Origin of the sequence: Vibrio albus (assembly GCF_003144035.1) — a bacterium.
Taxonomy (GTDB): Bacteria; Pseudomonadota; Gammaproteobacteria; order Enterobacterales; family Vibrionaceae; genus Vibrio; species Vibrio albus.
Genome location: NZ_QFWT01000001.1, coordinates 596,310 through 619,591, shown reverse-complemented (window position 1 = coordinate 619,591; position 23,282 = coordinate 596,310). Strand labels below are relative to the sequence as shown.

Here is a 23,282-nt window from a genome sequence, read left to right as displayed (position 1 = left end):
GACTCTGGCCTGGTGCTCCTTTCCTCAGGCCAATCTTATCGCTTTTCTACCGACATTCTTCTGACTATTGTCGGAGAAAAGCGGTTGGATTCGACTTCTGGTTTTTCCCCTTTCGCCAGCATAAGCGCCAGTGTGGTTGCTTTTTCAGCCATCAGTTCAATCGGGTAGCGAATGGTGGTGAGCTTCGGATGAACATATTTGGCCAGCATCCCGTCATCAAACCCCACCATAGACACTTGTTGCGGAACCTGAACTCCGTTTTCTTCAAATACAGAAAGGGCTCCCACTGCCATATAGTCGTTATAGGCAACCACTGCGGTAAAGTCGACAGACTTAGTCAGAAGGTTTCTTGTAGCCTGTTCACCCCCTTCGCTATCCGGTTCCCCATATTCTATGCAATTGCTGGAGGGCTCAAGACCGTTATCACGCATGGCAGCCCGGTAGCCTTCGATTCGTTCCTCTGCATCCTCAATATCGTGTGATGAAGCAATGTGGGCAATCTTCGTATGTCCGTGACGGATCAGGAATTCCGTTGCCAGATAAGAGCCCTTATGGTTATCAAGAGAAATGCAACGGTCTGCCAGTTCGGGTATATGACGGTTGATTAATACCATGCCTTTGACTTCATTGGCGTATTGGATCAGCTCCTGATCGGACAGGGCTTTTGAATGGATAATTAAGGACTCACAACGACTGTTAATCAACAGCTCGATAGCGGCTTTTTCCTGTTCTGCGTGATGGTAACCATTACACACTAACAGATGCTTACCATGAGTATGTGCGACTTTATCGGCGGCTTTCACCAGAGTACCAAAAAACGGGTCAGAAACATCACCGACCAATACGCCAACGGTCTGTGTACTTTGACTCACCAGAGCACGGGCATTGGCATTGGGACGATAGCCAAGTTTAGCCATTGCCTGCTTGACGGCCTCAATGGATACGGCACTTGCTTTCGGAGAGTTATTGATTACACGAGAAACGGTGGCCACCGACACGCCAGCTTCTTTTGCTACATCTTTTATAGTCGCCATAATGATTGGATTGTTGTTCGTCAGGCTGGCTATTATCGCTGTCTATTGTAAACAGAGCAACGAATAAGGTTTCAAAACGATAGTTATATCTATAATTTATTGTTTTTAATTAATTTGTATTAGTGTAAACGTTATACCTTTGAAGAAGGATGACTTTGATATAAAGGTTGTCGGATAAAAAAAGCCAGTGTCAGATGACACTGGCTTATAGTGTGACAAACCGTGTTAGCAACGGATTAGTTGTTGCTGTGCAGTTCGCTGTTCAGTTCTACTGCTGATTTGTTAGTCAGACATTCAATCTGACCAGTCATCGAGTTACGACGGAACAGAAGGTCTGGCTTACCAGCCAGATCACGCGCTTTTGCGTATTCTACTTCTTTACCTTCAGAGTCCAGCATGCGTACTTTTGAACCCGCAGTCACATACAGGCCAGATTCGATAGTACAACGGTCACCCAGAGGGAAGCCAAGACCAGCATTAGCACCCAGCAGGCTGTTTTCACCGATAGAGACAACAACTTTACCGCCGCCTGAAAGTGTACCCATGATAGAAGCGCCACCGCCGATATCAGAGCCGTCACCGACGACAACACCTGCAGAGATACGGCCTTCAACCATGCTCACACCAGTTGTACCCGCGTTGAAGTTGATGAAGCCTTCATGCATAACAGTCGTACCTTCACCAACGTGCGCGCCAAGACGTACACGAGAGGTATCAGCGATGCGAACTCCAGTCGGCACCACGTAATCCACCATTTTAGGGAATTTATCGACACAATCGACAGTCAGAGCGCGGCCAGCCAGACGGGCTTCGATCTGACGGTCCGCCAGTTCAGGCAGGTCGATAGGGCCTTCGTTAGTCCATGCAATGTTGTGCAGCAGACCGAAAATACCGTCCAGAACCGTACCGTGAGGTTTAACCAGGCGGTTAGAGATAAGTTGTAGTTTCAGGAAGCCTTCTGCCACTGACTGAGGTTGTTCATCGGTTTCCAGAATAACCAGTACCAGAGGTTGTTCTGAGTTAGCCGCTTTTTCAGCAAAAGAAGCGTTTGCTGCGTCTGCATTTGCAGCGAAAGCTGTTGCAAGTTCAGCACTTTGAGCCGGAGTGATCTCGATAAACTGGTTACCGCTTTCATAACCACTAACCTGAGCCAGAGCATTAACCAACGCGTCACTTGGATTCAGGACCGGGTTTGGAAAGAATGCTTCGATGATTTTGCCATCAAGGTTTTTTGTTGCGCTGCCGAATGCAAGAGAGAAGTATGCCATTGTCTGTGTATCTCCGTATTTAGTGAACAATCAGACTTATGTAGATGCCCCTGTTTCAGGAATCATACAAGATGATATCTGACTGATAGTTGTTCTCAAAAACTGTTAGGTGAATCATAAAGAGCTGCGGGAAAAGATGAAAGTGCTGAAAGTAAGAAAGTCCGCAAACCGATATGCCTTGTCTTTTTGGCGATACATTCCTTTAATAAGAAACTTTCTGATAATAAAAAACGCAACCCGTGGGCTGCGTTGTGCCAGACGGTGCCGATTAAGCGGCATCTTCCTGGCTGGATTCTTCTTCAGAGGCTTCAACCGCTTTTGGCTGTTTTGGTTTTTTCGGAGCCGGTTTACGTTTTGCTCCCAGTGCGACAAGGACATCTTCTTTATGCTGAGCAAGGTAGAGGGATAGTTCTTCCCGTTTTTCTTCTTCTTCGATCAGCTCACTGTTACTTAGCAGGGAAAACAGATCATCTGCCATATCCAGCATTTTGTCATAAGCGTCGGCTTCAGCCTTAGAGGTAAAAGTCATCTTTTCTTCTCCGTTGCGCTCTACCACGTACTTGACGATTACAGCCATGGTTATTCCTCAAACGTTATTGAAAATTACTGTGTGTTTATACAGGTTATGGCTTTTGAAGTCCAGCCTGGTTTTATAGAACTGAGAGGAGAGCAGACTCTGATACAGGTTCCGAATCTTTTCTCCATCAACAGCAGCCACTTATGCTAATCTGAGCCTTATTGCTGAACGTCTTTACAGGTGCATTTTGTTTACTGTTTACCACTCTAACCAGATCGATATTCTGAAAACCCTGCTGGTGGAGCTGATTCGCGCCCGGCCTCTGGATAACCCGTTCTGTAAAGAACAGATCCTGGTGCAAAGTCCGGGGATGTCTCAGTGGCTGAAGATGGAGCTGGCAAATGAATTGGGTGTGGCCGCCAATATAGAATTTCCGCTTCCGGCAACGTTTATCTGGAACATGTTTGTACACGTGCTGGATGAGGTACCGGAGCGAAGCGCATTTAATAAAGACGCCATGACCTGGAAGCTGGCTCAGTTGATTCCGGAACAGCTGGATAAAGTGGAATTCTCTCCGCTGAAACAGTATCTGGCTGAGGACAGGGATGGCAGTAAGCGGTATCAGTTGGCAGAAAAGATAGCCGATATCTTTGACGGCTATCTGGTCTATCGTCCGGAATGGATTGCCCGTTGGGAAGCCGGTGAGAGCGTACCTGAACTGGGGGATGAACAGCCGTGGCAGCCGATACTGTGGCAGGCACTTTACGAACATACCTTGGCTCTGGGGCAGTCTCCCTATCACCGGGCCAATTTGTATGAGCATTTTATTGATACGCTGGATCATTATGTCGGGCGTATCGCTGGTCTGCCTGACCGCCTCTTTGTGTTCGGTATTTCCTCCCTGCCACCACGTTATATGGATGCCCTGAAAGCCCTCGGGCAGCATATGGATGTTCACCTTATGTTCACCAACCCCTGCCGTTATTACTGGGGCGAAGTCAGGGATCGTAAATATCTGGCCGGGCTGTCATCCCGTTCCCGGCAGCATCTGGAATGGCAGGCGGATCATTATGAGCCGGATGGCGAAACCGGCCAACTGAAAGGGACGGTTGATGACAACCTGAGAGATGATCTGCATACCGATGTCGTTGGCAATAGTCTTCTGGCCTCAATGGGCAAACTGGGCAGGGATAATCTGTACCTGCTGTCTCAGTTGGACGCCAATGAGATTGAGGCGTTTGCCGATATAGACCGGGATAATCTGCTGCATCATATTCAGGCCGATATCCTGAATCTGGACGAGCGTCAGGACGATCAGCAACTTGAAAGCAGTACCCATAAAGCCGCTGTCGATATCGATCACTCTCTCAGCTTTCATGCCTGTCACAGTCCGATGCGGGAAGTAGAGGTATTGCACGATCAGTTACTGAGTATGTTTGATGCGGATCCTGAGCTGAAACCGCGCGATATTATTGTGATGGTGGCAGATATTAATGCCTACAGCCCGGCAATTCAGGCCGTGTTCGGTAATGCTCCGGGTGAGCGGTATATTCCTTATTCTATTTCTGACCGGACGGCTGCTCAGGAAAGCCCGGTGCTGAATGCCTTTATGAATCTGGTCAGCTTGCCTGACAGCCGTTGTGCAGCTTCAGAGTTGCTTGAGCTGCTGGAAACGCCAGAGGTAATGAGCCGGTTTGGTCTGGATGAAAGCGAGTTTGAACGTGCCGGGGTATGGATTGAAGAAGCCGGTATTCGCTGGGGGATTGACGCTCAGACTGCTCAGGATTTTGCTCTCCCTGACTATGAGCAGAATACCTGGCTGTTTGGTGTTCAGCGTATGTTGCTGGGCTATGCGATGGCCGAAACGGATGGTGAGGGAAGTGACTGTCTGTTTTCCGGTCCGGGTGGCGATATTGCACCTTATTCTGAAGTTCAGGGAATGGATGCCGAACTGGCTGGGAAACTGGCCCGTTTTGTTGAACGGATCGGTTACTACCGCCGGGTACTGGCTGTCCCTCTTTCTGCCGGAGAGTGGCGGGAGCAACTGTTTTCTATGCTGGAAGACTGTTTCAGTCCGGAGCTGGACAGTGAAGTGGTGCTGAAGTCTATCCGGGATGTGCTGAGTCAGTTACAGGACCAGTTGGAAGATGCTGCTTTTGCTGAACTTATTTCCCCTGCTGTGATGCAACAATACCTGGAGAACCGGTTGTCCGGCTCTCGGATCAGTCAGCGGTTTCTGGCCGGGCAGGTCAACTTCTGTACCCTGATGCCGATGCGTTCTATCCCGTTTAAAACCGTTTGTCTGCTGGGCATGAATGATGGTGCTTACCCACGCAGCATGCCACCTGAAGGGTTTGATCTGATCAATGGACGAACCCGTCCGGGAGACCGTTCCCGTCGGGATGACGACCGGTATCTGTTTCTGGAAGCCCTGCTGTCGGCGCAGCAGACACTGTATATTAGTTATATTGCCCGTTCGATACAGGATAACAGTGAAAAGGTGCCGTCTATTCTGGTGACCGAGTTGCTGGATTACTGCGGGCAGAACTTCTGTCTGCTGGGGGACGAAGCGCTGCCGGCCGATGATTCCGCTGACAGGCTGATCCGGGCGCTGACCAGTCAGCACCCCATGGTACCTTTCAGTCCGTCTGCGTTTTCCGGTAAACACCCCAGTTATGCTCAGGAGTGGCTGCCAGTGGTCAATAAACAGGGGCAGAAGCGCACCTCCTTTATTCAGCCGTTGGACGATATTCTGCTGGATGCGGTGTATCCGTTGGAACTGCCTCTGGCAGAGCTGCAACGATTCTGGCGCTTACCGGTGCAGTATTTCTTTAACCGGCGTCTGAAAGTCTTTTTCAGCGATATCAGCCGGGGTACCGATGACGATGAGCCCTTTGCACTGGATAATCTGCAGGGGTATCAGCTCCGGGAGCAACTGATCGCTGTGATGTTACAGGCCCGTTTAGCCGGTGAGAGTGAAGAAGACGTGACTCAGGGCTTTATCCGCCGGCAGAGAGCAAAAGGCCTCTTACCGGTCGGGGCGTTTGGTGAACTGGAGTTCGCGGAAAGCAAAGCTCAGTCATCTGCTATCGTGGACGAACTGGCTTTTATTTGCCAGTCACCTCTGCCTGATGCCGAAGTGAATATTCGTCTGGCACCATTCGGGGAAGGTAAGCCGGTTATCCTGAGTGGCTGGCTGACCAACCGTTATCAGGCTGGTTTGATCCGGTACAGAAGCGGGCGCATCCGGCCTCAGGATCTGCTTTCAGCCTGGATAGATCACCTTTGTCTGGCGGTTTCTGGTTATAACCAGAGGACCCATTTGGTGGGGTACGATAAGAAAGAAGGGGTTGAACACAGGGTATTTCCTCTGATTGATACCTCGTCGGCAGAGACCATCCTGACTGACCTGATTCGTACTTATTATGGTGGCCTGAACTCGCCTCTGGTCTTTTTCCCTCGCTCTCTGATGGCGGGTGCGGAGGCAGGCAGTAAAGGGAAAGCGTTGGATGATATCCATTTGGCCATGCAGAAACAGTTTGAAGACGGGTACAATTTCACCGGAGAAGGGGCGAACAGCTATATCGCGCGCGTCTGGCCGGAGTGGTCTGAATCACTGGCTCAGAAACTGTGGGAAAATGCCGGGTTTCTGCTCAGTGCGGTAGCGCATAGCGAAGATAATCTCGAAGCAGAAGGCTGACAGAAAGATTCTGGGAAGGCGTATGCGTTAAGTTAAACAGAAGAGAAAAAAGGTAGGGCGGCCGTCCGCAAATCGTTTTTATTTGTAGGGCGTTTGACGGTACGGCCATTTAGGGTCAGAGGGACCACTAATCTGTGGCAGCGATACTATCTGGCTCTGGTGGTGGGTTCCGTGATAAGGATCGCGAAAAAATTCTTCCATACGCTCAGCGCTTATTGATTATCTAAATATTTGTATTAGATCACATATGGAATGTCTTTAGCTTTTGTTGTTAAAACAGACGATTAGGTGGTTTTTTGTTCGATCTTGTTCAGGGTATCCACCTGAGAAGGTGACCGATAAACAAAGTCACATATAAAAAGGCTGAAGGTAATAAGGTAAAAGGTTAATGGCTGAACAACTAGACACAATGACATTCCCTCTGCATGGTGCACGGCTGATAGAGGCTTCGGCGGGAACAGGAAAGACTTTCACCATTGCCGGGCTGTACCTGCGCCTGTTGCTGGGGCACGGGAGCGAACAGAGCCGGCATCCACGGCCACTCACGGTGGATCAGATTCTGGTGGTGACCTTTACCGAAGCGGCGACGGCGGAGCTGCGTGACCGGATCCGGGCCAGAATTCATGATGCACGGGTTGCCTTTATGCGGGGACAGAGCCTTGATCCGGTTATCAAGCCCTTGCTGGAGCAGATACCAGACCATGAATGGGCGGCCCAGACTCTACTGTATGCCGAGCGTCAGATGGATGAAGCCGCGGTATATACCATTCACGGCTTTTGCCAGCGGATGCTGACCCAGAATGCCTTTGAGTCGGGTAGTCGGTTTAATCATGAATTCGTGACAGACGAAAGTAAGCTGAAAGCCCAGGTGGTAGCCGATTACTGGCGGAGAAATTTCTATCCGTTATCGGGTGAGCTGGCTGCCACCGTTCGCAGTATCTGGTCATCTCCAGGAGCTTTGCTGAAAAAAATATCCGGCTACCTGAATGGTCAGGCGGTGGCATTGACGACGGAACCTATGCACGGAACACTGGAAGAGCAGCACCAGAAAAATCTGAGCAGGATCGATAACGTTAAACAGCAATGGAATCAAAATAAAACAGATATCGCTCCGGTGATTACATCATCCGGTGTCAGTAAGCGCACGTTTACCAAGAAGAATCTGCCAAAATGGCTGGATGAGGTTTCTGCATGGGCGGAGAGCGACACACTGAATTATCAGTTGCCGGATAACCTTTACCGTTTCTCCAGCGAGTTCCTGGAAGAGAAGACCAAACCGGGAGATCAGGTACCCGAGCATGAACTGTTCGGGATCATCCAGTCATTTCTCAGTGATCCTCCGAGCCTTGAACATCCGTTGCAGGCACATGCGATTCAGTCCTGCAGGGTTATGCTGTCTGAGGCTAAGCAGCAAAAGCACTGGCTGTCTTTTGACGATCTTCTGAGCCAGCTGTCTGCGGCACTGGATTGTGATGGTGAACAGGTGCTGACTACCCGGATCCGCTCCTTATACCCTGTGGCTATGATTGATGAGTTTCAGGATACCGACCCGCTTCAGTACAGTATTTTCAGCCATATCTATCTGAACAAACCGGATACCGGGCTGTTTATGATCGGAGATCCTAAGCAGGCTATCTACGCTTTCCGTGGGGCCGATATTTTTACTTATATCCGGGCACGAAATGAGGTATCTGCTCACTATACGCTCGGAACTAACTGGCGGTCGACGGCAGATATGGTTAACAGCGTCAATACTGTTTTTGCTGCTGCCGACAGCCCGTTTATGTATGACCGTGATATTCCTTTCTTGCCGGTGTCTCCCCGACCGGGGGCACAGCAGCGTAGCTGGACGATAAAGGGACAGAAACAGAATGCCCTGACATTCTGGCTGCAGGAGGCGGAAAAGCCTCTGCCTAAAGGTGAGTATCAACATGCTATGGCGATGGCGACCGCCAACCAGATAGAGCTGATTTTGCAGGAGTCCGACGCGGATCAGGCTTGTCTGAATGATGGTAAAGACGTCCGGGTAATTCAGGCGGGAGATATTGCTGTGCTGGTCAGAACCGGTGCTGAGGGTAAGCTGGTCCGGCAGGCTCTGGCACAAAAAGGCATTGCCAGCGTTTACCTGTCCAACCGGGACAGTGTGTTTCTCAGTCCGGTGGCCACCGATATGCTCCGGATTCTGCATGCCGTACTGACGCCTGATGACGAACAGGCGATGCATGCTGCTCTGGCGACGGATCTGCTGGCGCTGAATAGCCATCAGCTGGATGAGCTGAACCGGGATGAAAACCGCTGGGATGCGGTCGTCAATGAATTTCGTGAGTATCGCCGGTTGTGGTTGCTGCGCGGGGTCATGCCGATGCTACGGGCGATAATGAGTAAACGTCATATCGCGGAAAGGCTGGCTGAAGAGGAATTTGGCGAACGTTTACTGACCGACTTGTTGCATCTGAGTGAATTGCTGCAGCAGATGAGTCTGGAAACGGATAGTGATCACGGTCTGTTGCGCTGGTTTGCCGAGACGATTCAGGAAACGGAAAGCGGGGAAAGTGGGGCGTCAGACGAACAGATACAGCGCCTGGAGTCAGAGCAGAACCTGGTTAAGATTGTCACTATTCATAAGTCTAAAGGTCTGGAGTACGATCTGGTGTTTCTGCCGTTTGCGTGCAGTTACCGGGAAGCTCAGCAAGGGCAATATTATGATGAGCAGCAGGCGAAAACGGTGTGTGATATTACCGCTCAGAAAGCCTCTCTGGCTCAGGCTGACAAAGAAAGACTGGCGGAAGATTTGCGCCTTCTTTACGTCGCTCTGACCCGGGCAGTCTATGGTTGTTTTGTCGGTTTAGCGCCGGTACGTAAGGGGCGGTCGGCAAAAGATCCGACCGGGTTACATCTGAGTGCGGTTGGTTATCTTCTGAATGATGGTGAGCCGGTGAATACCGCCTTAGTCGCGGAAAAGGCGGGACGCCTGGTTTCGGCTTCCGGTGAGGGAGAAATCGGTGTGTCGGGCCTGCCTGATTCGGTATCGGCGTATACACAGATAGCGCTTTTTGAACATGATGAGCAAAATGCCTCCCGTGATCTTAAAGCCAGACAGTTGCAAACGGATATTGACCGTAGCTGGCGGATAACCAGTTATTCCGGTCTGGTTAAGCAGGGCCATGGTCGGGCCGCAGATATCGAGCCCCAGGGCTTTGATATCGACTCCATCGGAGAGGCTGAAGCATTCGCACGGGAAGAAATGACTCTCGATGAACCTGAGCGTTCAATCTTTACCTTCCCGCGTGGGGCCCGGCCGGGTACGTTTCTGCATACCTTGTTTGAAGTGATCGATTTCACCCAGCCCGCGACAAAAGAAGAAAATGAGCAACGTATCGTCCGGCTGCTGGAAGCGGAGCAGTATGACGCAGAATGGCTGCCGGTGTTGCAGACACTGGCTGATACGGTTTTGTCTGTGCCACTGGACGGACACGCATTGCGGCTGAACCAGAAAGGCAATGACCAGCGGCTGACGGAAATGGAGTTTTTACTTCCTATCCGGGTACTGGCGGCACAGATGTTGAACGATATTGTCCGGCGCTATGATGCATTGTCGGCACAGGCCGGGGAGCTTGGGTTTCAGACGGTGAAAGGCATGCTGAAAGGGTTTATCGACCTGGTGTTTGAACATGAAGGCAAGTATTACGTGCTGGACTGGAAATCCAATTATCTGGGAGAAACAACCGCCGATTACGACGGTGAAGCACTGAAAGAGGCGATGCTGGAGCACCGGTACGATCTGCAATACCAGATTTATGCGCTGGCGCTGCACAGGTTTTTACGTAGCCGGATCTCAGATTATGATTATCACGTTCATTTTGGCGGTGTTTATTATCTATTCTTGAGAGGCATAGATAAGCAATCCAGCGGCAGTGGGGTGTTTTATGCCAGACCGGATTTTGCCATGATTGATGCGCTGGACCGGTTAATTGACGGACAACAGGTTGAGGAAGATTATGCTTAACACACTGGAACGCTTGTGCGAAAAAGGCAGTATTCGTCATCTTGATTATCAGTTCGCTCGTTTTATTGCTTCGCAGGAGCAGGGAAACTCCGAAGCGGTAGGCTTTGTCGCAGGTGTACTCAGCAGTGAACTGGCCAAAGGTCATATCTGTATAGAGCCGGAGGCCTCATCCATGATTTCTGCTCTGGGGCTGTTTGGCGATTCCGCCCGGCAGCTACACGGGCAGCTTAGTGATATCAACTGGAAGCAGGTTCTGGGAAGTTCAAACTGTGCCGGAGGCGTTAAGAGTGCAACGCCGCTTATTTATGATGGAGATCGGCTGTATCTGCACCGTTACTGGCATTATGAAAGTCAGCTGGCAGCGAAGCTGCTTTCTCTGGCGGAGCCGGTTGTATTTTCTGCAGAAGAAAAAGTGAAACTGGCCTCATTGCTTGACCACCTGTTCGCCCGTAACTATCACGGTTTATATCAGGCGCTGAAAAAGAACCCGCTGATGGCTATGGGACAGCGTCAGCAACTGGTGTGTGACTATCTGGATGTGACTGAGCCGGAATCACTGGAGTGGGAAGCGGTTGAGGACGTGGTGGCGCAGGCTGGCCGGGTCCAGGATTTGTCGGTGCTGGATACACTGATTCCGACGGAGACCTGCCTGAACTGGCAGAAGGTCGCGGCGGCAGTTGCTCTGAGCCGTAAATTTGCTGTGGTATCCGGGGGACCGGGAACAGGTAAAACCACGACTGTGGCTAAGTTGCTTGCAGCTCTGGTCGAGCAGGGCAGGCAGAAGCAGCAGGATCTTAGCATAAAGCTGGTGGCTCCCACGGGAAAGGCGGCGGCAAGGCTGACCGAATCTATCGGCAACGCTATTGATAGGTTACCGGTTGATGAGGCTGTGCGTCAGTCTATTCCCGCCGATGCCAGTACGATTCATCGTTTGCTTGGTGCGATTCCGGGTCGTTCTGAGTTCCAGCATAATGCGTCTAACCCCCTTCATCTGGATATTCTGATCGTCGATGAGGCCTCAATGGTCGATTTAACGCTGATGTATAAACTGGTGGCTGCTTTACCGGATCACGCAAGGCTTATCCTGTTGGGGGATAAGGATCAACTGGCGTCCGTCGAGTCCGGGGCGGTATTGGGCGATATCTGCTCATTTTCCCCGGAAGGGTATGGTCATAGTCAGAAACAGATCCTGCAGCAACTGACGGGGTACCGGAATTTTCCGGCTTCGGGTCAGCATCATCTGCTGGCGGATTGTCTGTGCACACTACAAAAAAGTTACCGTTTTCATGCCGGATCGGGAATTGGTCAGTTGGCAAAAGCGATCAACTCCGGGGAGCTGAGTCAGGTCAGTCGGGTATGGCAGCAGGGATTCCCTGATATTGAATATCATCCTCTGACCTCAGTGAACTACAGCCTGATGATCGGTAAGCTGGTGGATGAATATTCCGGCTATATCGGGCTGATGCATCAGAAGACGTTTTCTACCGTACATGAACAGGCTCTGGCTGCACTAAAAGCCTTTAGTCGTTGCAGGTTGCTGTGTGCCGTCAGAGAAGGTGATTTTGGTGTTCGTGGGGTGAATGACAAAGTGGAGAAAGCACTGTCGGCGAAACGGGTTATCCAGACCGGAGGGGAACAATGGTATGCCGGAAGGCCGGTGATGGTGACCCGTAATGACCACTCTCTGGGGTTGTATAACGGTGATATTGGATTATGTATGCCAGACTGGAGCGAAGCGGAGCCAAGACTGAAGGTCTTTTTTGAATTGCCGGATGGTTCGGTAAAAACGGTGTTGCCGGGGCGGGTTCCGGAGCATGAAACGGCTTTTGCGATGACGATACATAAATCTCAGGGAAGTGAGTTTGATCTGACATTTATTGTGTTGCCAACGAAGTATACGCCGGTTCTGACCAGAGAACTGATTTATACCGGGGTAACAAGAGCGAAGAAGCAGTTAATGCTGTTTTCTGAAAATACAGTGATAAATCAGGGGATTAAAAATAGAACACACAGAGCAAGCGGATTAAGGAAGAAGCTGATTCGGTGAGCTTTTTGATAAAATTGGTCTGATGCGAACATCAGACCCGGACCGGCAAAGCAAACACCGGTTCGGGCCTGGCGCTATTATAAAGCTGACACCACTTCCATCGTGGTTTCGGCGAATGAAACGTGCCCTATATTGTGCCGTTTCTGACAATGCATAATCATCTTTTTCACCGTGTCTGTTGTAGGAAATACACAGTGTACATCCATACCTTTCAGGAAATCATTTTCCGCCATATCCAGAAAACTCTGGGCTGAATTGCATATTACGGTTTTCATTTACTTCTCATCACACATCAATATTACGGACAGGCAGTTGTACATATGTGCTTTGCCTATTTACTGTTTTGTGCCAACGTGAGCGGGCGCTATTCTACCAATGTGAGCTGAAATAAAAAGACAAAATTGAGTAAAAATTACACATCATCAGAAGTGGATAAATATCTTATTGATCTCTATAAACATTTACATCAACTCCAGAAATTATTCAGGGCAAGCTCTTATTGCTGGAGTTGTTATTCGTTTTTTTACTCTACTGACAGTGCCAGAATTTTTGAGCGTCTCTGAAAGTTATACAGCCCCTGCTTTTCCATCGGCAGTTCAGCAACGGAAATCTCTTCAAAGCCTTGCTCCCGGAACCAGTGCAGGCTGTGGGTGGTCAGCACAAAGATTTGTTTAATACCCAGTTTTCTGGAGCGTTGTTTTACATGGTGTAACAGATCCAGACCCCGGCTATCGTCCCGGTAATCCGGGTGAATAGCCACACAGGCCATTTCTGCCATTTTATCGTCGATATAGGGGTATAGAGCGGCACAACCAATGACCAGGCCATCTTTATCAATGATGGTAAAATGCGAGATTTCCTGTTCCAGTTGTTCCCGGGAGCGACGAACCAGAATGCCCTTTTCCTCAAGGGGACGGATTAAATCCAGGATCCCACCAATATCATTGATTTCAGCGGTACGGATCTGTTCTGCACTCGCCATCACTACCTGAGTGCCGATACCGTCAAAGGAGAACAACTCCTGAATCAGGGCACCATCAATGTTATAGCTAATCAGGTGGCTGCGTGGTACACCGGCGCGACAGGCCGAAACTGCCCCCCTCAGGAACCGTAGAGTGCCAGTGCTTTCTGTTTCGTCCGGATCAAAGTTATTCTCCATGCCATGCAGAATAGACTCAGCTTCAGATGGCAGCAATTCTGCGATGACATCGCCTTTATCATCCAGGATCCCTTGTTCTGAACAGAAACCAATAAGCTTATCGGCATGAAGGCGAATGGCAACCTGAGTGGCTACCTCTTCAGATAGCAGGTTGAAACACTCACCGGTAACAGAACTGGCGACAGGACCGAGAAGTACAATAGAGCCTTGATCCAGAGTCCGGTTAATACCGTCCACATCTATACGGCGTACCCGGCCACTGTGGCAGTAATCAATACCATCATCAACGCCGAGTGGCTGAGCAATAATAAAGTTACCGCTGACCACGTTCAGCTGATTTCCGGCCATCGGGGTGTTATTCAGGCTCATGGAGAGTTGAGCGGTAATGCCCAACTGTAGTTGTCCTGCTGCCTGCATAACCAGGCCGAGAGATTTCGAGTCAGTAACTCTTATTCCTTTATGATACGGCGTTGCGCAGTTATTGGAGTTCAGCATCCGGTTTATCTGTGGCCTTGCCCCATGCACCAGTACGATTTTGACCCCCAAGCTGTGTAGCAGAGCAATATCGCTGATGATATTGGTAAAGTTGGGGGCGTCAAAGGCTTCGCCACCCAGCATGATCACCATGACCTTACCCCGGTGGGCGTTAACGTAAGGTGTTGATTGACGGAATCCTTTAACCAGTGCGGTACTTCTGAGTTTCATTCATGCAGCTCTCAATGAATTGTTATCTACATATTTTGAATTAAAATTCACTCATATTCAAACAGTTTTTGGCCTGTGGCGCAAGTTCATAGATTAGTGGTTTACCCTATACTGATAATATGTAATTAGTGTGATCTCTAATAGTTGAGCGATACCCTTTTTATGGTCATTAAGTCAAAAAGTAAGCAGCGTAAAGAAACCGGTCAGAAGCTACGTATGCACCGGGGGATACTGGCGGCAACAGTGGTTGTTGCCGCGATGATCTTTACGGCTGTTTCTGTCCTGCATGGGCGTTATCAGGAAGATCGTACTAATGCAAAACATATTTATGGCGAGTGGGTAGAGCAGGGTGTACCGGATTATGCCAGAGACAGTTTTACGGTTGCGGAAGAAGGTATCTATATTGAAGGAAGAATTATTGATACAAACTATCACTTTGACGGAAAAAGCCTGACATACACTTATCAGGGAAAGGAATATCAATATCTTGTAAAAGATTCAAAGACGACTGTTATGCGAAGGGTTGCTCCTTTACACTATCAGTCGCTTTTCCATCTGGCGGGAAAATACCAGCCGCCTGAAGAAGATCATTAACCATTTTCAGCTTACGGATATCATTCAGTGTTCAAACATATTATTCCTTTTCTTCTGGTCATGCTTATCGCGGGTTGTGCCCGACCAACTGACCGGGCTCAGCAGTATCTGGATCCGGAGTTTTCCGGCCCTCTGAATCAAGTTGAGGCGATTACCTCAAATACACCAAGGAACTTTAATTCTTTTATAGAGCAGGCAGAAATGGTGGTGACCAATTCTCCGTCAATGGCAGAAAAGTATCAGCCTTTGTATGCTCACCTGTCTGAATGGGTCATGCAAAGCGGTGAACTGTCTGAACTGACGGACTTTGGTATTCAGTTCGCTCAGTTATCTGGTGGAGATAACCGGGGTAATGTCTTATTTACCGGCTATTTTTCTCCAGTCATTGAACTTCGGCATCAGCCGGATGAGACGTTCCGGTATCCGGTCTATTCGGTTCCTGAGTTGTGTAGAGAGGAATGCCCTACCCGAGCGGCAATATATAATGGTGCACTGAACGATATGGGGCTGGAGCTGGGATATGCGTCTAACCTGATTGATCCTTTTATTATGGAAGTGCAGGGGAGCGGCTTTGTTCATTTTGGTGACGACGATACGCTGGAGTATTTTGCCTACGCCGGGAAAAACAATCACCCTTATGTGAGTATCGGCAGGGTGCTGATTGACAGAGACGAAGTGTCCAGGGAGAAGATGTCTCTTAAAGCGATTAAAGAGTGGGTACTCGCAAACGATGAGGCTACAGTAAAAGAGGTTCTGGAGCAAAACACCTCTTATGTTTTCTTTAAACCTATGGCAGCGGCCCCGGTTAAAGGTACGGCAGGCATTCCGTTATTACCGATGGCTTCGGTTGCGGGAGACCGTAACCTGCTGCCAATGGGCACGCCGATTCTGGCCGAAGTTCCATTAATTAATGCCGATGGTACCTGGAGTGGCGCTCATATTCTGAAGCTTCTGCTGGTACTGGATACCGGTGGTGCTGTCACGGAAAGTCACCTGGATTTGTATCATGGTATTGGCCCGAGAGCGGGAACCGAAGCGGGCCACTATAAGCATTTTGGCCGGGTCTGGAAACTGGGTTTATCAGACTCTCAGACTCAGGATCCATGGCTGACAGAGCTGGATAAAAAGTCTTTATTGCCGGAGCCTGCTCCTGAAGCCGGTACTGCTGAAGAGACTAGAGACTAGATCGAACACACAAATCACCGTCATTCCTGCCTTTTCAGGAATGACGAAGGGTTTGATTTTATAGTCTTTAGCTGTGGATCAATCTCGTTTCCAGCCCCTATCTATATATCCAAAACATCTTACTTAGAACCCGCACTCCTTGATTTCATTTTGGGAAGCCATTAAGCTCAGCGCCTCTTATGGCCAACTCACCTTGAGGTGTCAGGCTGTATTATTCAGGCACACATTTTATAGGTTTAAACAGACATGCGTGAGATAACTGAACCAGCTTCTGAAGGGCATCAGCAGCGTTTTCATAAAACCCGGCTTCTATTTGGTAACAGTGATGTTGAGATTCTGAGACGAGCGCATGTTTGTGTCGCTGGTATTGGTGGTGTGGGTTCCTGGGCTGTAGAATCACTGGCCCGTACCGGTATTGGTGAGCTGACCCTCATTGATATGGACTCTATCTGTATCACTAACTCCAACCGCCAGATCCATGCTAATGCGGAAACTGTTGGTCGACGTAAGGCTGAGGTGATGGCAGAGCGGGTAAAACTGATTAATCCGGAAATCAAAGTGAATGTGATTGATGATTTCCTGACACCGGAAAATATTAAAGATTACATCAGCAAAGACTTTGACTTTGTGCTGGATGCGATAGACAGAATTTACTCAAAAGCTGCGCTGATCGCTTACTGTAAAAGCAATAAGATAAAAATCATTACCTCTGGTGGAGCCGGTGGCCAACTTGACCCGACTCAGGTCAACGTAAAAGACTTGTCACGGACTATTCACGATCCTCTGGCGAAAAAAGTACGTGATATCCTGCGTCAGCAGTACAACTTCAGCAAGAATCCGGATCGTAAGTTCGGTGTCGATTGTGTGTTCTCCACCGAGCAGGTGAAATACGCACCGTTCGATAAGGAAACCGGTGAGCCACAAGGTTTTGGCACCGCTCTGGCAACGACGGGTACATTCGGTTTTACTGCCGCGTCGAGAATCATTAAGAAGATTCTGGATAAGCACCGGGTGAAATAACCGGCAAAGGATGGAGGCAAAGGGCCTTCATCCTTGTTTTTCTCAATTCTGAAATGTTCAGAGCGCAGCAGTCAGTGATTTTCTGCCTCTACTCCCCCTCAACATCCTGATAATGCAGGTTCGGCAGCGTGATCATCGGTTCTGCCACACTCCAGGCGTGCTTTTTCCCAGACAAACGGGTGATGATTTCCATCGCGAACTCCAGAGCTGATCCCGGACCCTGGCTGGTTATGAGCTTATGATTAATGTCGGTGGTTACCCGCTTTACCCGCCACTTGTCTTCGGGAATATGAGACTGAAAACTCGGGTAGCAGGTCATAATAGCATCCGGATAAATATCGTGGGTTTGTAAAACCAGTGCGGGTGCCGCACAGATAGCGGCCATCCAGCGGCCATCGTATTTTTGCTGCTTCACCATTTCTACCAGTAGTGTGCTGTCACGGAAGGTTTCACTGCCACCCACACCACCGGGCAGAACGATAGCATCAAATTCATTGTCAGCAACATCCACCAGTTTGCAGTCAGCGGTTAATACCGTACCGTGAGCGCCGGTAATCGTCAGTTCGCCGTCAAAATCAGCGCTGGCGACTGTCACCTGATATCCGGCACGGCGCAAAATATCAATACAAGTGACCGCTTCCAGTTCTTCTGTGCCATGGGCAACAGGAACAAGTATTTGTGTTGTCATTGTGTCCTCCAACTGTGTTCAATCCGTTTTATCTCATCATAAAGGGCCTGGTTGGCCGGAACGTTTATCTTATGCTCTTGGGCCTTCCGGCACAGATAACCGGTAATAAAGTCTATTTCTGTCGGGCGTTGATAACAGAGATCCTGCTGCATGGATGAGTAATTGTCTTTAGTTGCAGTGATAACCTTATATACCTTGCTATTCAGCTCTGAAAAGCTCACCGGAATACCTTCCTGGGCCATAACTTCAGACACCTCCTGAATAATATGTCGCAGTGGTTCCGAGTAGCGCGCTTCAGCCAGGTTGCCGTTGCGACACTGTTCCAGTGCGGTCAGGGGGTTAATGGCGCAGTTAATAGCGAGCTTCTGCCACAAAGCGGTCTGAATATCAGAGGTCCAGAATACGTCGGGCAGGGTATGATTGAATACTTCTGCCAGAAACTGGCACTGTGTGCCCTTGGCATTAAATGGGCCTAACTGAGTTTGTCCGGCTCCTGTATGGTTAACCTTATCTAGTGACGGTTTCATCGCAGCCTGAGTTGTTGTCGCCAGTACAACAGGGTAATGCCTGAGCTCATTTTCCACCTCTTCAACCGCACCCATACCATTATGCATAAATACCAGTATGGTATCCGTGTGCAGTTTGTCCAGCAGAGGGAGGAGCGCCTCTTTAACCTGCCAGGCTTTAACCGTGATCAGCAGCACATCACTTTGCTCCAGCCGGGTATCATCGTTGGTTGTGAAAGTAAGCGGGGTTTGGTCATCTAACTGCAAAGTGTGTGACGATATTTTGGGCGTGCGTAGCCAGAGAGAGACATTATGTCCGGCCTCCTTCAGATGACAGGCCCAGAGAGAGCCGATAGCACCGGCTCCCAGTATGGTAATGTTCAAATCAGTCTTCCTGTTGTTGTGCCTTGTCCAACAGTGCGTTGAAATAACCCCGTAGGGAATACAGCATAATCAGGCTTGGTATGACCATGACAGCAGTAAGGACAAAGAACAGTGGCCAGTTATTCAGGTAGTCAGCCAGTTCGCCACTGAATGATGCGAGGGTGGTTCTGCCGAAGTTTCCCAGAGAAGCAAGCAGGGCATACTGAGTGGCAGAAAATGCCTGGCCGGTGAGCACCGTCAGAAACGAAACAAAGGCAACGGTTGAAAAGGCGGTCGTGAAGTTATCGACAAAGATGGTGGCCAGAAACAGGTGTTCATTGGGGCCGGCACTGGCGATCCAGGCGAACATCAGGTTACTGGATGCCATCGCAATGCCGCCAATCATTAATCCCCGTACAATGCCGAACCTGACGTTGACCATGCTGCCAACAAAGGTAAACAGCATAGTGACCCCCCAGCCGATAAGCTTGGAATAATAACCAATTTGTTCATTGCTGAAGCCAACCTCTTTATAGAAAGCAATCGACATACGGCCGAGAAAAGCCTCACCAATTTTAAACAGAAAGACAAACAGCAGCAGAGTCAGTGCAACACGAACGCCATTCCGGCGGAAGAAATCCAGAAACGGCTCGATAGCGGTTACCGTGAGCCATGCCGCTACTTTGGAGCCCAGCAGATAAGAGTGCCGGTCTTCCGCCTGATGTTGAAGGTTTTCTCTTTGGGTTTGTGGCTCTCCGACCAGCAGAGTGAAGAGCATTAATACGCCGACGATCATCGCCATGCCATAATAAACGCCATTCCATCCGATGCTATCTGCATTGATAAAAGCCAGATAGCCGGGAACAGAATAGCCGGTCCACCACCCGATGACCGCCATGGCAGACGCCTGGGGCAGTTTACTGGACTGAGATTTGGGGAAGGTATCGATACGGAATGCATCGACGGCAATATCCTGGGTCGCAGAGGCGGTAGCAATGCCCAGCGCCAGCATAGAGGTAAACATCAGGTCATTAGCCGGGTTTACTCCTGCTATCAGCAGGGTGCCTGCTAGGATGATGCTTTGACACAGAAATATCCAGCTTCTTCTCTGGCCGAGCAAAGCGTTCAGAAGTGGCAGCTTTACCCGGTCAACCAGAGGGGCCCAGAGAAAGTTAATCGCGTACACGGCGAAAACGGAGCCGAAGTAACCAATGGCTGAGCGGGTAAGTCCGGCATCTTTCAGCCAGCCGGACATGTTGGAGCCGATGAGCACCCAGGGAAAGCCGCTTGAGCAACCCAGCATAAATACCCAGAGCAGCCTTTTATCCAGGTAACTGCGGATGGTGTCTGTCCATGACATCTGATTCGTCATTCGTTACTCCGTGCTTTATAGAGAAAGGCTGTTGGTTAGTCTTCCAGGTAAACTTTCTTGATCACAATGGGGGTGACCGGAACATCGCTATAGTGTCCGAGTCTTTTCGTTGGCTTAATCGCCATTTCTTTAATGACGTCAAAGCCGCGGATAACTTTACCAAAAACGGCATAACCGGCATTACTCGGAGTGTAGTCAAGGAAGCGGTTATCCTGATAGTTGATAAAGAACTGGCGTGTGGCCGAGTCCGGGTTACTGGTTCGAGCCATTGCGATGGTGGCTGTCTTATTTGATAAACCGTTGTTCGCTTCGTTAACGATAGGCGCGTAAGACGGGCGTCTTTGCATGTCAGCGTCAAATCCGCCTCCCTGAGCCATAAAGCCAGGAATTACCCGGTGGAAAATCGTTCCGGCATAGCTACCGTCTTCCACATACTTCAGGAAGTTGGCAACGGTGCCGGGGGCTTTCTCTGTATTCAGATTGATCGCGAACTCTCCAAGAGTCGTATCAAATACCGCTACGGGAGCAGCAGCCGCTGAAGCGGTAACGCATAACAGTGAAAGCAAGTACTTACTAATTAGTTTCATCAGAAGCGCTCCTTCATATAGCCCTGTAATTCCTGATCATTCGCCATTTCTTTCAGGATCAGGTTGGTTACATCGTTAAGCACCTCTTCGATAGATTCGTCTGAAGCGCTAAATGCACCAGTGCGATGAGCTTTGCCACGGTAGGTCTTAACCATCTTTCCGGCTGGTGTTTCTGCGGTGAGCTTTATGACGCCATGCGCAGTCATCTCATTTTGCATCACACTGTGCTGCACGTTGATCAGTAATTCCATTATTTCCAGAGACACTGTATTTTCACTGTTCACTGAGACCTGAAAGCCTTGTGAAGTCAGTTGGTCAAATACAGCCGATTCCAGAGAAATACGCACATTCTGCCGGGTATGAACAGGCTGAATGTTGTTATGGCCACTATCGATTAACGCGACATACTGAGCAGAGCGAACATCTTTACTTTCCAGAGCGAAACTGACGTTATCAACGATTTTTTGCGGGCTTAGCGTTGGGCTTGGAATAAAGTTGATCTGAGGTTGTTCTGGCTGCGGTGATGCACACGCAGCGAGTAATGTCAGTGAGGCAGCAATAAATAATTTTCTCATGGTGCTGATTTCCTTTTTTTGCGTAATCTGGCTTATCCTTTTGACTGGGTCAGATTACCATTTTCAATCGGTCAGGACGATAATAGTGAACTATTTAGTCGCTTGTAAAATAATAAATTTATTGTTTTTGGCCACTGTTTGCACCTGATCTTTACCAAATAATCGCGACAACTTTACATCGTAGCCGAGATGACGGTTACCAATAACCAATAGTTTTCCCCCGTAGTTTAAAACATGCTTAGCATCACAGAACATCTGCCATGCAATATGATCGGTGATGGTTTGCTGCTGGTGAAACGGAGGGTTGCACAACACCAGATCGGCGCTTTCCTTTTTGAATCCATCCAGACTGTTATTAGCAATACATTCAATATTTCTGTCTTTACCCAGGTTATTTTCCAGGTTTTGTCGCGCAGAGCCGACAGCCATAAAGCTTTCATCGACGCAAGTCAGTTTCGCCTGAGGGTTGAGTTGGCCAGCTTTAATAGTCAGAACGCCATTACCACAACCCAGGTCGATAATATGGCTTAATTCCGGATCCTGAGGAATATGCTTAAGCATAAAGCGAGCGCCGAGATCCAGGCTTTCTCCAGAGTATACGTTTGGGTAGTTGTTCAGGGTGATATTTTCACCCTCAACATCCCAGTGTATCACTGGATTAACATCAACAACCGGCATGGCGTTTGGCCTGGAAAAAACCAGACGGTGCTTTTTCCAGGCCAGTGAAGTTGTGGTTTCGCCAAGGTATTTCTCAAACAAGCTCAGCGTGGATGAATGAATTTCTCTGGCTTTATTGACGGCAACAACCGGGCAATGTTCAGGTAACTGCGTTCTGAGACGGTGAAGTTGCCAGGTTAACATGCGGTTATTTTTAGGCAGTTGCATCAGTACCAGGTCGATTCGTTCTGGCAGGGTATCCATACCGTTCAGAAATTCGATTTTATTGCACTGATTCCGCTGCAGGTTTTTCAAGGTTGCCCGATGCGCAATAAATGAATCACTCATCATGGTGACGTTATGCTGCTGCGAAAACCAGCAGGAAAGTGCGCCAAAATGGTCATTGAGGATCAGGATATTTTGTGATCCGGATAGTTTCAGCTCTTCGACATGCCGGATAATATACTCGTCACCGGCACTCCAGGCCTGCAGAGTTTCGTTGGCACGTTTTGGAAAACGAAGAAGGGTCAATGTATGGTCATTTATCGTCAGTTGCGTTTGTGCGTCGCTCATTCTTGTCAGTGCCTTGTTGTACCATCGACGGGATCAAAACCCATATGCGGGTGAGAGTTGCAGGGCATTGTCGCAGAAGCTGACGTATCAGGAAACCCAAAAGTACCTGTCATAGAAACTTTAAAAAGTATCTATAATAAAACAGTACGCAAGATATAGGGCCTAAAACGCAAATAATATGCTTTATCTTGTGCCGCTCTTTAAAAGTGGAGAGTGAGTACACATAAAGAGGTATATACTTATAATTAGGTATTAACAAAACCGGGGAGAGGCGAGTACTTTAGTGCCACAAAAATAGCCTGAAATACGAGTGTGTCCTATAAATTTTACGATCGGGAGTCGAGAAAATGCTGCAGGAAGTCATCGAAACAAAGCTACATGAAGCATTTAACCCGCTTTATTTATGGGTTGAAAATGAAAGTTATATGCATAATGTGCCGCCAGGCTCAGAAAGCCATTTTAAAGTGGTTATTGTCAGTGAAGAGTTTGAAGGGTTACGTTTGATCCAGCGACACAGAAAAGTAAACATGGCGTTGAGTGAAGAGCTTGCAGGGAAAGTTCACGCGCTGTCTATTCATACTTTAACTCAGAGTGAGTGGGCGCGGGAGCAGGGTAATGTACCCAAAACGCCAGGTTGCCTGGGTGGCGATAAGAACTGCGCATAGACTGTGTGGGGCTGAAAAGGCAACGGTAAAGGTTGCCTTTTTACTGCCTGTCGTTTTTGGG

Annotated in this window: 18 protein-coding genes; 7 read left to right on the top strand and 11 right to left on the bottom strand. The window is 49.1% G+C overall.

The window, feature by feature from the left end; all coding sequences use genetic code 11:
* Positions 1 to 35 precede the first annotated feature (35 nt).
* The 3 genes from DI392_RS02785 to DI392_RS02775 form a co-directional block, all read right to left on the bottom strand.
* Positions 36 to 1,034, bottom strand: a complete 999-nt coding sequence (locus tag DI392_RS02785; RefSeq protein ID WP_109318362.1) for a substrate-binding domain-containing protein — start codon at positions 1,032 to 1,034, stop codon at positions 36 to 38.
* 236 nt (positions 1,035 to 1,270) lie between these two features.
* Positions 1,271 to 2,302, bottom strand: a complete 1,032-nt coding sequence (dapD, locus tag DI392_RS02780; protein ID WP_109318361.1) for a 2,3,4,5-tetrahydropyridine-2,6-dicarboxylate N-succinyltransferase — start codon at positions 2,300 to 2,302, stop codon at positions 1,271 to 1,273.
* Positions 2,303 to 2,570: 268 nt separating this feature from the next.
* Positions 2,571 to 2,879, bottom strand: a complete 309-nt coding sequence (locus tag DI392_RS02775) for a YebG family protein (protein WP_109318360.1) — start codon at positions 2,877 to 2,879, stop codon at positions 2,571 to 2,573.
* Between the two features lie 187 nt (positions 2,880 to 3,066).
* Between DI392_RS02775 and recC the strand changes: the two genes are divergently transcribed.
* The 3 genes from recC to recD all read left to right on the top strand — a co-directional run bounded on the left by recC (position 3,067) and on the right by recD (position 12,572).
* Positions 3,067 to 6,519, top strand: coding sequence for an exodeoxyribonuclease V subunit gamma (recC, locus tag DI392_RS02770; RefSeq protein ID WP_109318359.1), 3,453 nt, complete (start codon positions 3,067 to 3,069; stop codon positions 6,517 to 6,519).
* A gap of 388 nt (positions 6,520 to 6,907) precedes the next feature.
* Entirely contained in the window at positions 6,908 to 10,525 is a 3,618-nt protein-coding gene (recB, locus tag DI392_RS02765) for an exodeoxyribonuclease V subunit beta (protein ID WP_245883905.1), read from the top strand.
* Complete coding sequence (gene recD, locus DI392_RS02760; RefSeq protein WP_109318358.1) at positions 10,518 to 12,572, top strand: exodeoxyribonuclease V subunit alpha; 2,055 nt, start codon at positions 10,518 to 10,520, stop codon at positions 12,570 to 12,572. Before recB ends, recD begins: the two co-directional genes overlap by 8 nt.
* Positions 12,573 to 12,649: 77 nt before the next feature.
* On the opposite strand, the gene DI392_RS02755 is transcribed toward recD, so the two are convergent.
* A complete protein-coding gene (locus tag DI392_RS02755) occupies positions 12,650 to 12,847 on the bottom strand; it encodes a hypothetical protein (protein ID WP_109318357.1) in 198 nt (65 codons plus the stop codon).
* 248 nt (positions 12,848 to 13,095) lie between these two features.
* On the bottom strand, positions 13,096 to 14,436 hold the full coding sequence (gene argA / locus DI392_RS02750; RefSeq protein WP_109318356.1) for an amino-acid N-acetyltransferase: 1,341 nt from the start codon (positions 14,434 to 14,436) through the stop codon (positions 13,096 to 13,098).
* Positions 14,437 to 14,598: 162 nt separating this feature from the next.
* Here argA and DI392_RS02745 point away from each other — a divergent pair, with 162 nt between their 5' ends.
* The 3 genes from DI392_RS02745 to tcdA all read left to right on the top strand — a co-directional run bounded on the left by DI392_RS02745 (position 14,599) and on the right by tcdA (position 17,235).
* Positions 14,599 to 15,030 (top strand): DUF2850 domain-containing protein, encoded by a 432-nt coding sequence (locus DI392_RS02745; protein WP_109318355.1) that lies wholly within the window; start codon positions 14,599 to 14,601, stop codon positions 15,028 to 15,030.
* Positions 15,031 to 15,057: 27 nt separating this feature from the next.
* Entirely contained in the window at positions 15,058 to 16,215 is a 1,158-nt protein-coding gene (gene mltA / locus DI392_RS02740) for a murein transglycosylase A (RefSeq protein ID WP_109318354.1), read from the top strand.
* 246 nt (positions 16,216 to 16,461) lie between these two features.
* Positions 16,462 to 17,235 carry a tRNA cyclic N6-threonylcarbamoyladenosine(37) synthase TcdA gene (tcdA, locus tag DI392_RS02735; RefSeq protein ID WP_109318353.1) on the top strand — a complete coding sequence of 258 codons (774 nt, stop codon included), beginning with the start codon at positions 16,462 to 16,464 and terminating at the stop codon, positions 17,233 to 17,235.
* Positions 17,236 to 17,323: 88 nt separating this feature from the next.
* Here the strand turns inward: tcdA and DI392_RS02730 are convergent, their stop codons facing one another.
* The 6 genes from DI392_RS02730 to DI392_RS02705 all read right to left on the bottom strand — a co-directional run bounded on the left by DI392_RS02730 (position 17,324) and on the right by DI392_RS02705 (position 22,556).
* The gene (locus DI392_RS02730; protein ID WP_109318352.1) at positions 17,324 to 17,923 is read right to left on the bottom strand and encodes a DJ-1 family glyoxalase III; all 600 of its coding nucleotides are present in this window, start codon (positions 17,921 to 17,923) and stop codon (positions 17,324 to 17,326) included.
* On the bottom strand, positions 17,920 to 18,813 hold the full coding sequence (panE, locus tag DI392_RS02725) for a 2-dehydropantoate 2-reductase (protein WP_109318351.1): 894 nt from the start codon (positions 18,811 to 18,813) through the stop codon (positions 17,920 to 17,922). Before panE ends, DI392_RS02730 begins: the two co-directional genes overlap by 4 nt.
* A 1-nt stretch (position 18,814) precedes the next feature.
* The gene (locus tag DI392_RS02720; RefSeq protein ID WP_109318350.1) at positions 18,815 to 20,164 is read right to left on the bottom strand and encodes an AmpG family muropeptide MFS transporter; all 1,350 of its coding nucleotides are present in this window, start codon (positions 20,162 to 20,164) and stop codon (positions 18,815 to 18,817) included.
* A 35-nt stretch (positions 20,165 to 20,199) separates the two neighbouring features.
* Entirely contained in the window at positions 20,200 to 20,751 is a 552-nt protein-coding gene (locus DI392_RS02715; RefSeq protein WP_109318349.1) for a peptidylprolyl isomerase, read from the bottom strand.
* A complete protein-coding gene (locus tag DI392_RS02710) occupies positions 20,751 to 21,326 on the bottom strand; it encodes a YajG family lipoprotein (RefSeq protein ID WP_109318348.1) in 576 nt (191 codons plus the stop codon). Before DI392_RS02710 ends, DI392_RS02715 begins: the two co-directional genes overlap by 1 nt.
* A gap of 90 nt (positions 21,327 to 21,416) precedes the next feature.
* Positions 21,417 to 22,556: a methyltransferase gene (locus tag DI392_RS02705; RefSeq protein WP_109318347.1), complete on the bottom strand. Its 1,140-nt coding sequence runs from the start codon at positions 22,554 to 22,556 to the stop codon at positions 21,417 to 21,419.
* Positions 22,557 to 22,903: 347 nt separating this feature from the next.
* On the opposite strand from DI392_RS02705, the gene DI392_RS02700 reads away from it, so the two are divergent.
* A complete protein-coding gene (locus DI392_RS02700) occupies positions 22,904 to 23,221 on the top strand; it encodes a BolA family protein (RefSeq protein WP_109318346.1) in 318 nt (105 codons plus the stop codon).
* Positions 23,222 to 23,282: the final 61 nt, after the last annotated feature.

What these genes read in the sequence shown, in the direction of transcription:
- recB (WP_245883905.1), top strand. Translation starts at nt 6,908, where the DNA reads ATGGCTGAACAACTAGACACAATGACATTCCCTCTGCATGGTGCACGG.
- DI392_RS02710 (WP_109318348.1), bottom strand. Translation starts at nt 21,326, where the DNA reads ATGAGAAAATTATTTATTGCTGCCTCACTGACATTACTCGCTGCGTGT.
- DI392_RS02705 (WP_109318347.1), bottom strand. Translation starts at nt 22,556, where the DNA reads ATGAGCGACGCACAAACGCAACTGACGATAAATGACCATACATTGACC.
- DI392_RS02730 (WP_109318352.1), bottom strand. Translation starts at nt 17,923, where the DNA reads ATGACAACACAAATACTTGTTCCTGTTGCCCATGGCACAGAAGAACTG.
- DI392_RS02720 (WP_109318350.1), bottom strand. Translation starts at nt 20,164, where the DNA reads ATGACGAATCAGATGTCATGGACAGACACCATCCGCAGTTACCTGGAT.
- DI392_RS02745 (WP_109318355.1), top strand. Translation starts at nt 14,599, where the DNA reads ATGGTCATTAAGTCAAAAAGTAAGCAGCGTAAAGAAACCGGTCAGAAG.
- DI392_RS02775 (WP_109318360.1), bottom strand. Translation starts at nt 2,879, where the DNA reads ATGGCTGTAATCGTCAAGTACGTGGTAGAGCGCAACGGAGAAGAAAAG.
- DI392_RS02785 (WP_109318362.1), bottom strand. Translation starts at nt 1,034, where the DNA reads ATGGCGACTATAAAAGATGTAGCAAAAGAAGCTGGCGTGTCGGTGGCC.
- DI392_RS02700 (WP_109318346.1), top strand. Translation starts at nt 22,904, where the DNA reads ATGCTGCAGGAAGTCATCGAAACAAAGCTACATGAAGCATTTAACCCG.
- DI392_RS02715 (WP_109318349.1), bottom strand. Translation starts at nt 20,751, where the DNA reads ATGAAACTAATTAGTAAGTACTTGCTTTCACTGTTATGCGTTACCGCT.
- argA (WP_109318356.1), bottom strand. Translation starts at nt 14,436, where the DNA reads ATGAAACTCAGAAGTACCGCACTGGTTAAAGGATTCCGTCAATCAACA.
- recD (WP_109318358.1), top strand. Translation starts at nt 10,518, where the DNA reads ATGCTTAACACACTGGAACGCTTGTGCGAAAAAGGCAGTATTCGTCAT.
- tcdA (WP_109318353.1), top strand. Translation starts at nt 16,462, where the DNA reads ATGCGTGAGATAACTGAACCAGCTTCTGAAGGGCATCAGCAGCGTTTT.
- dapD (WP_109318361.1), bottom strand. Translation starts at nt 2,302, where the DNA reads ATGGCATACTTCTCTCTTGCATTCGGCAGCGCAACAAAAAACCTTGAT.
- DI392_RS02755 (WP_109318357.1), bottom strand. Translation starts at nt 12,847, where the DNA reads ATGAAAACCGTAATATGCAATTCAGCCCAGAGTTTTCTGGATATGGCG.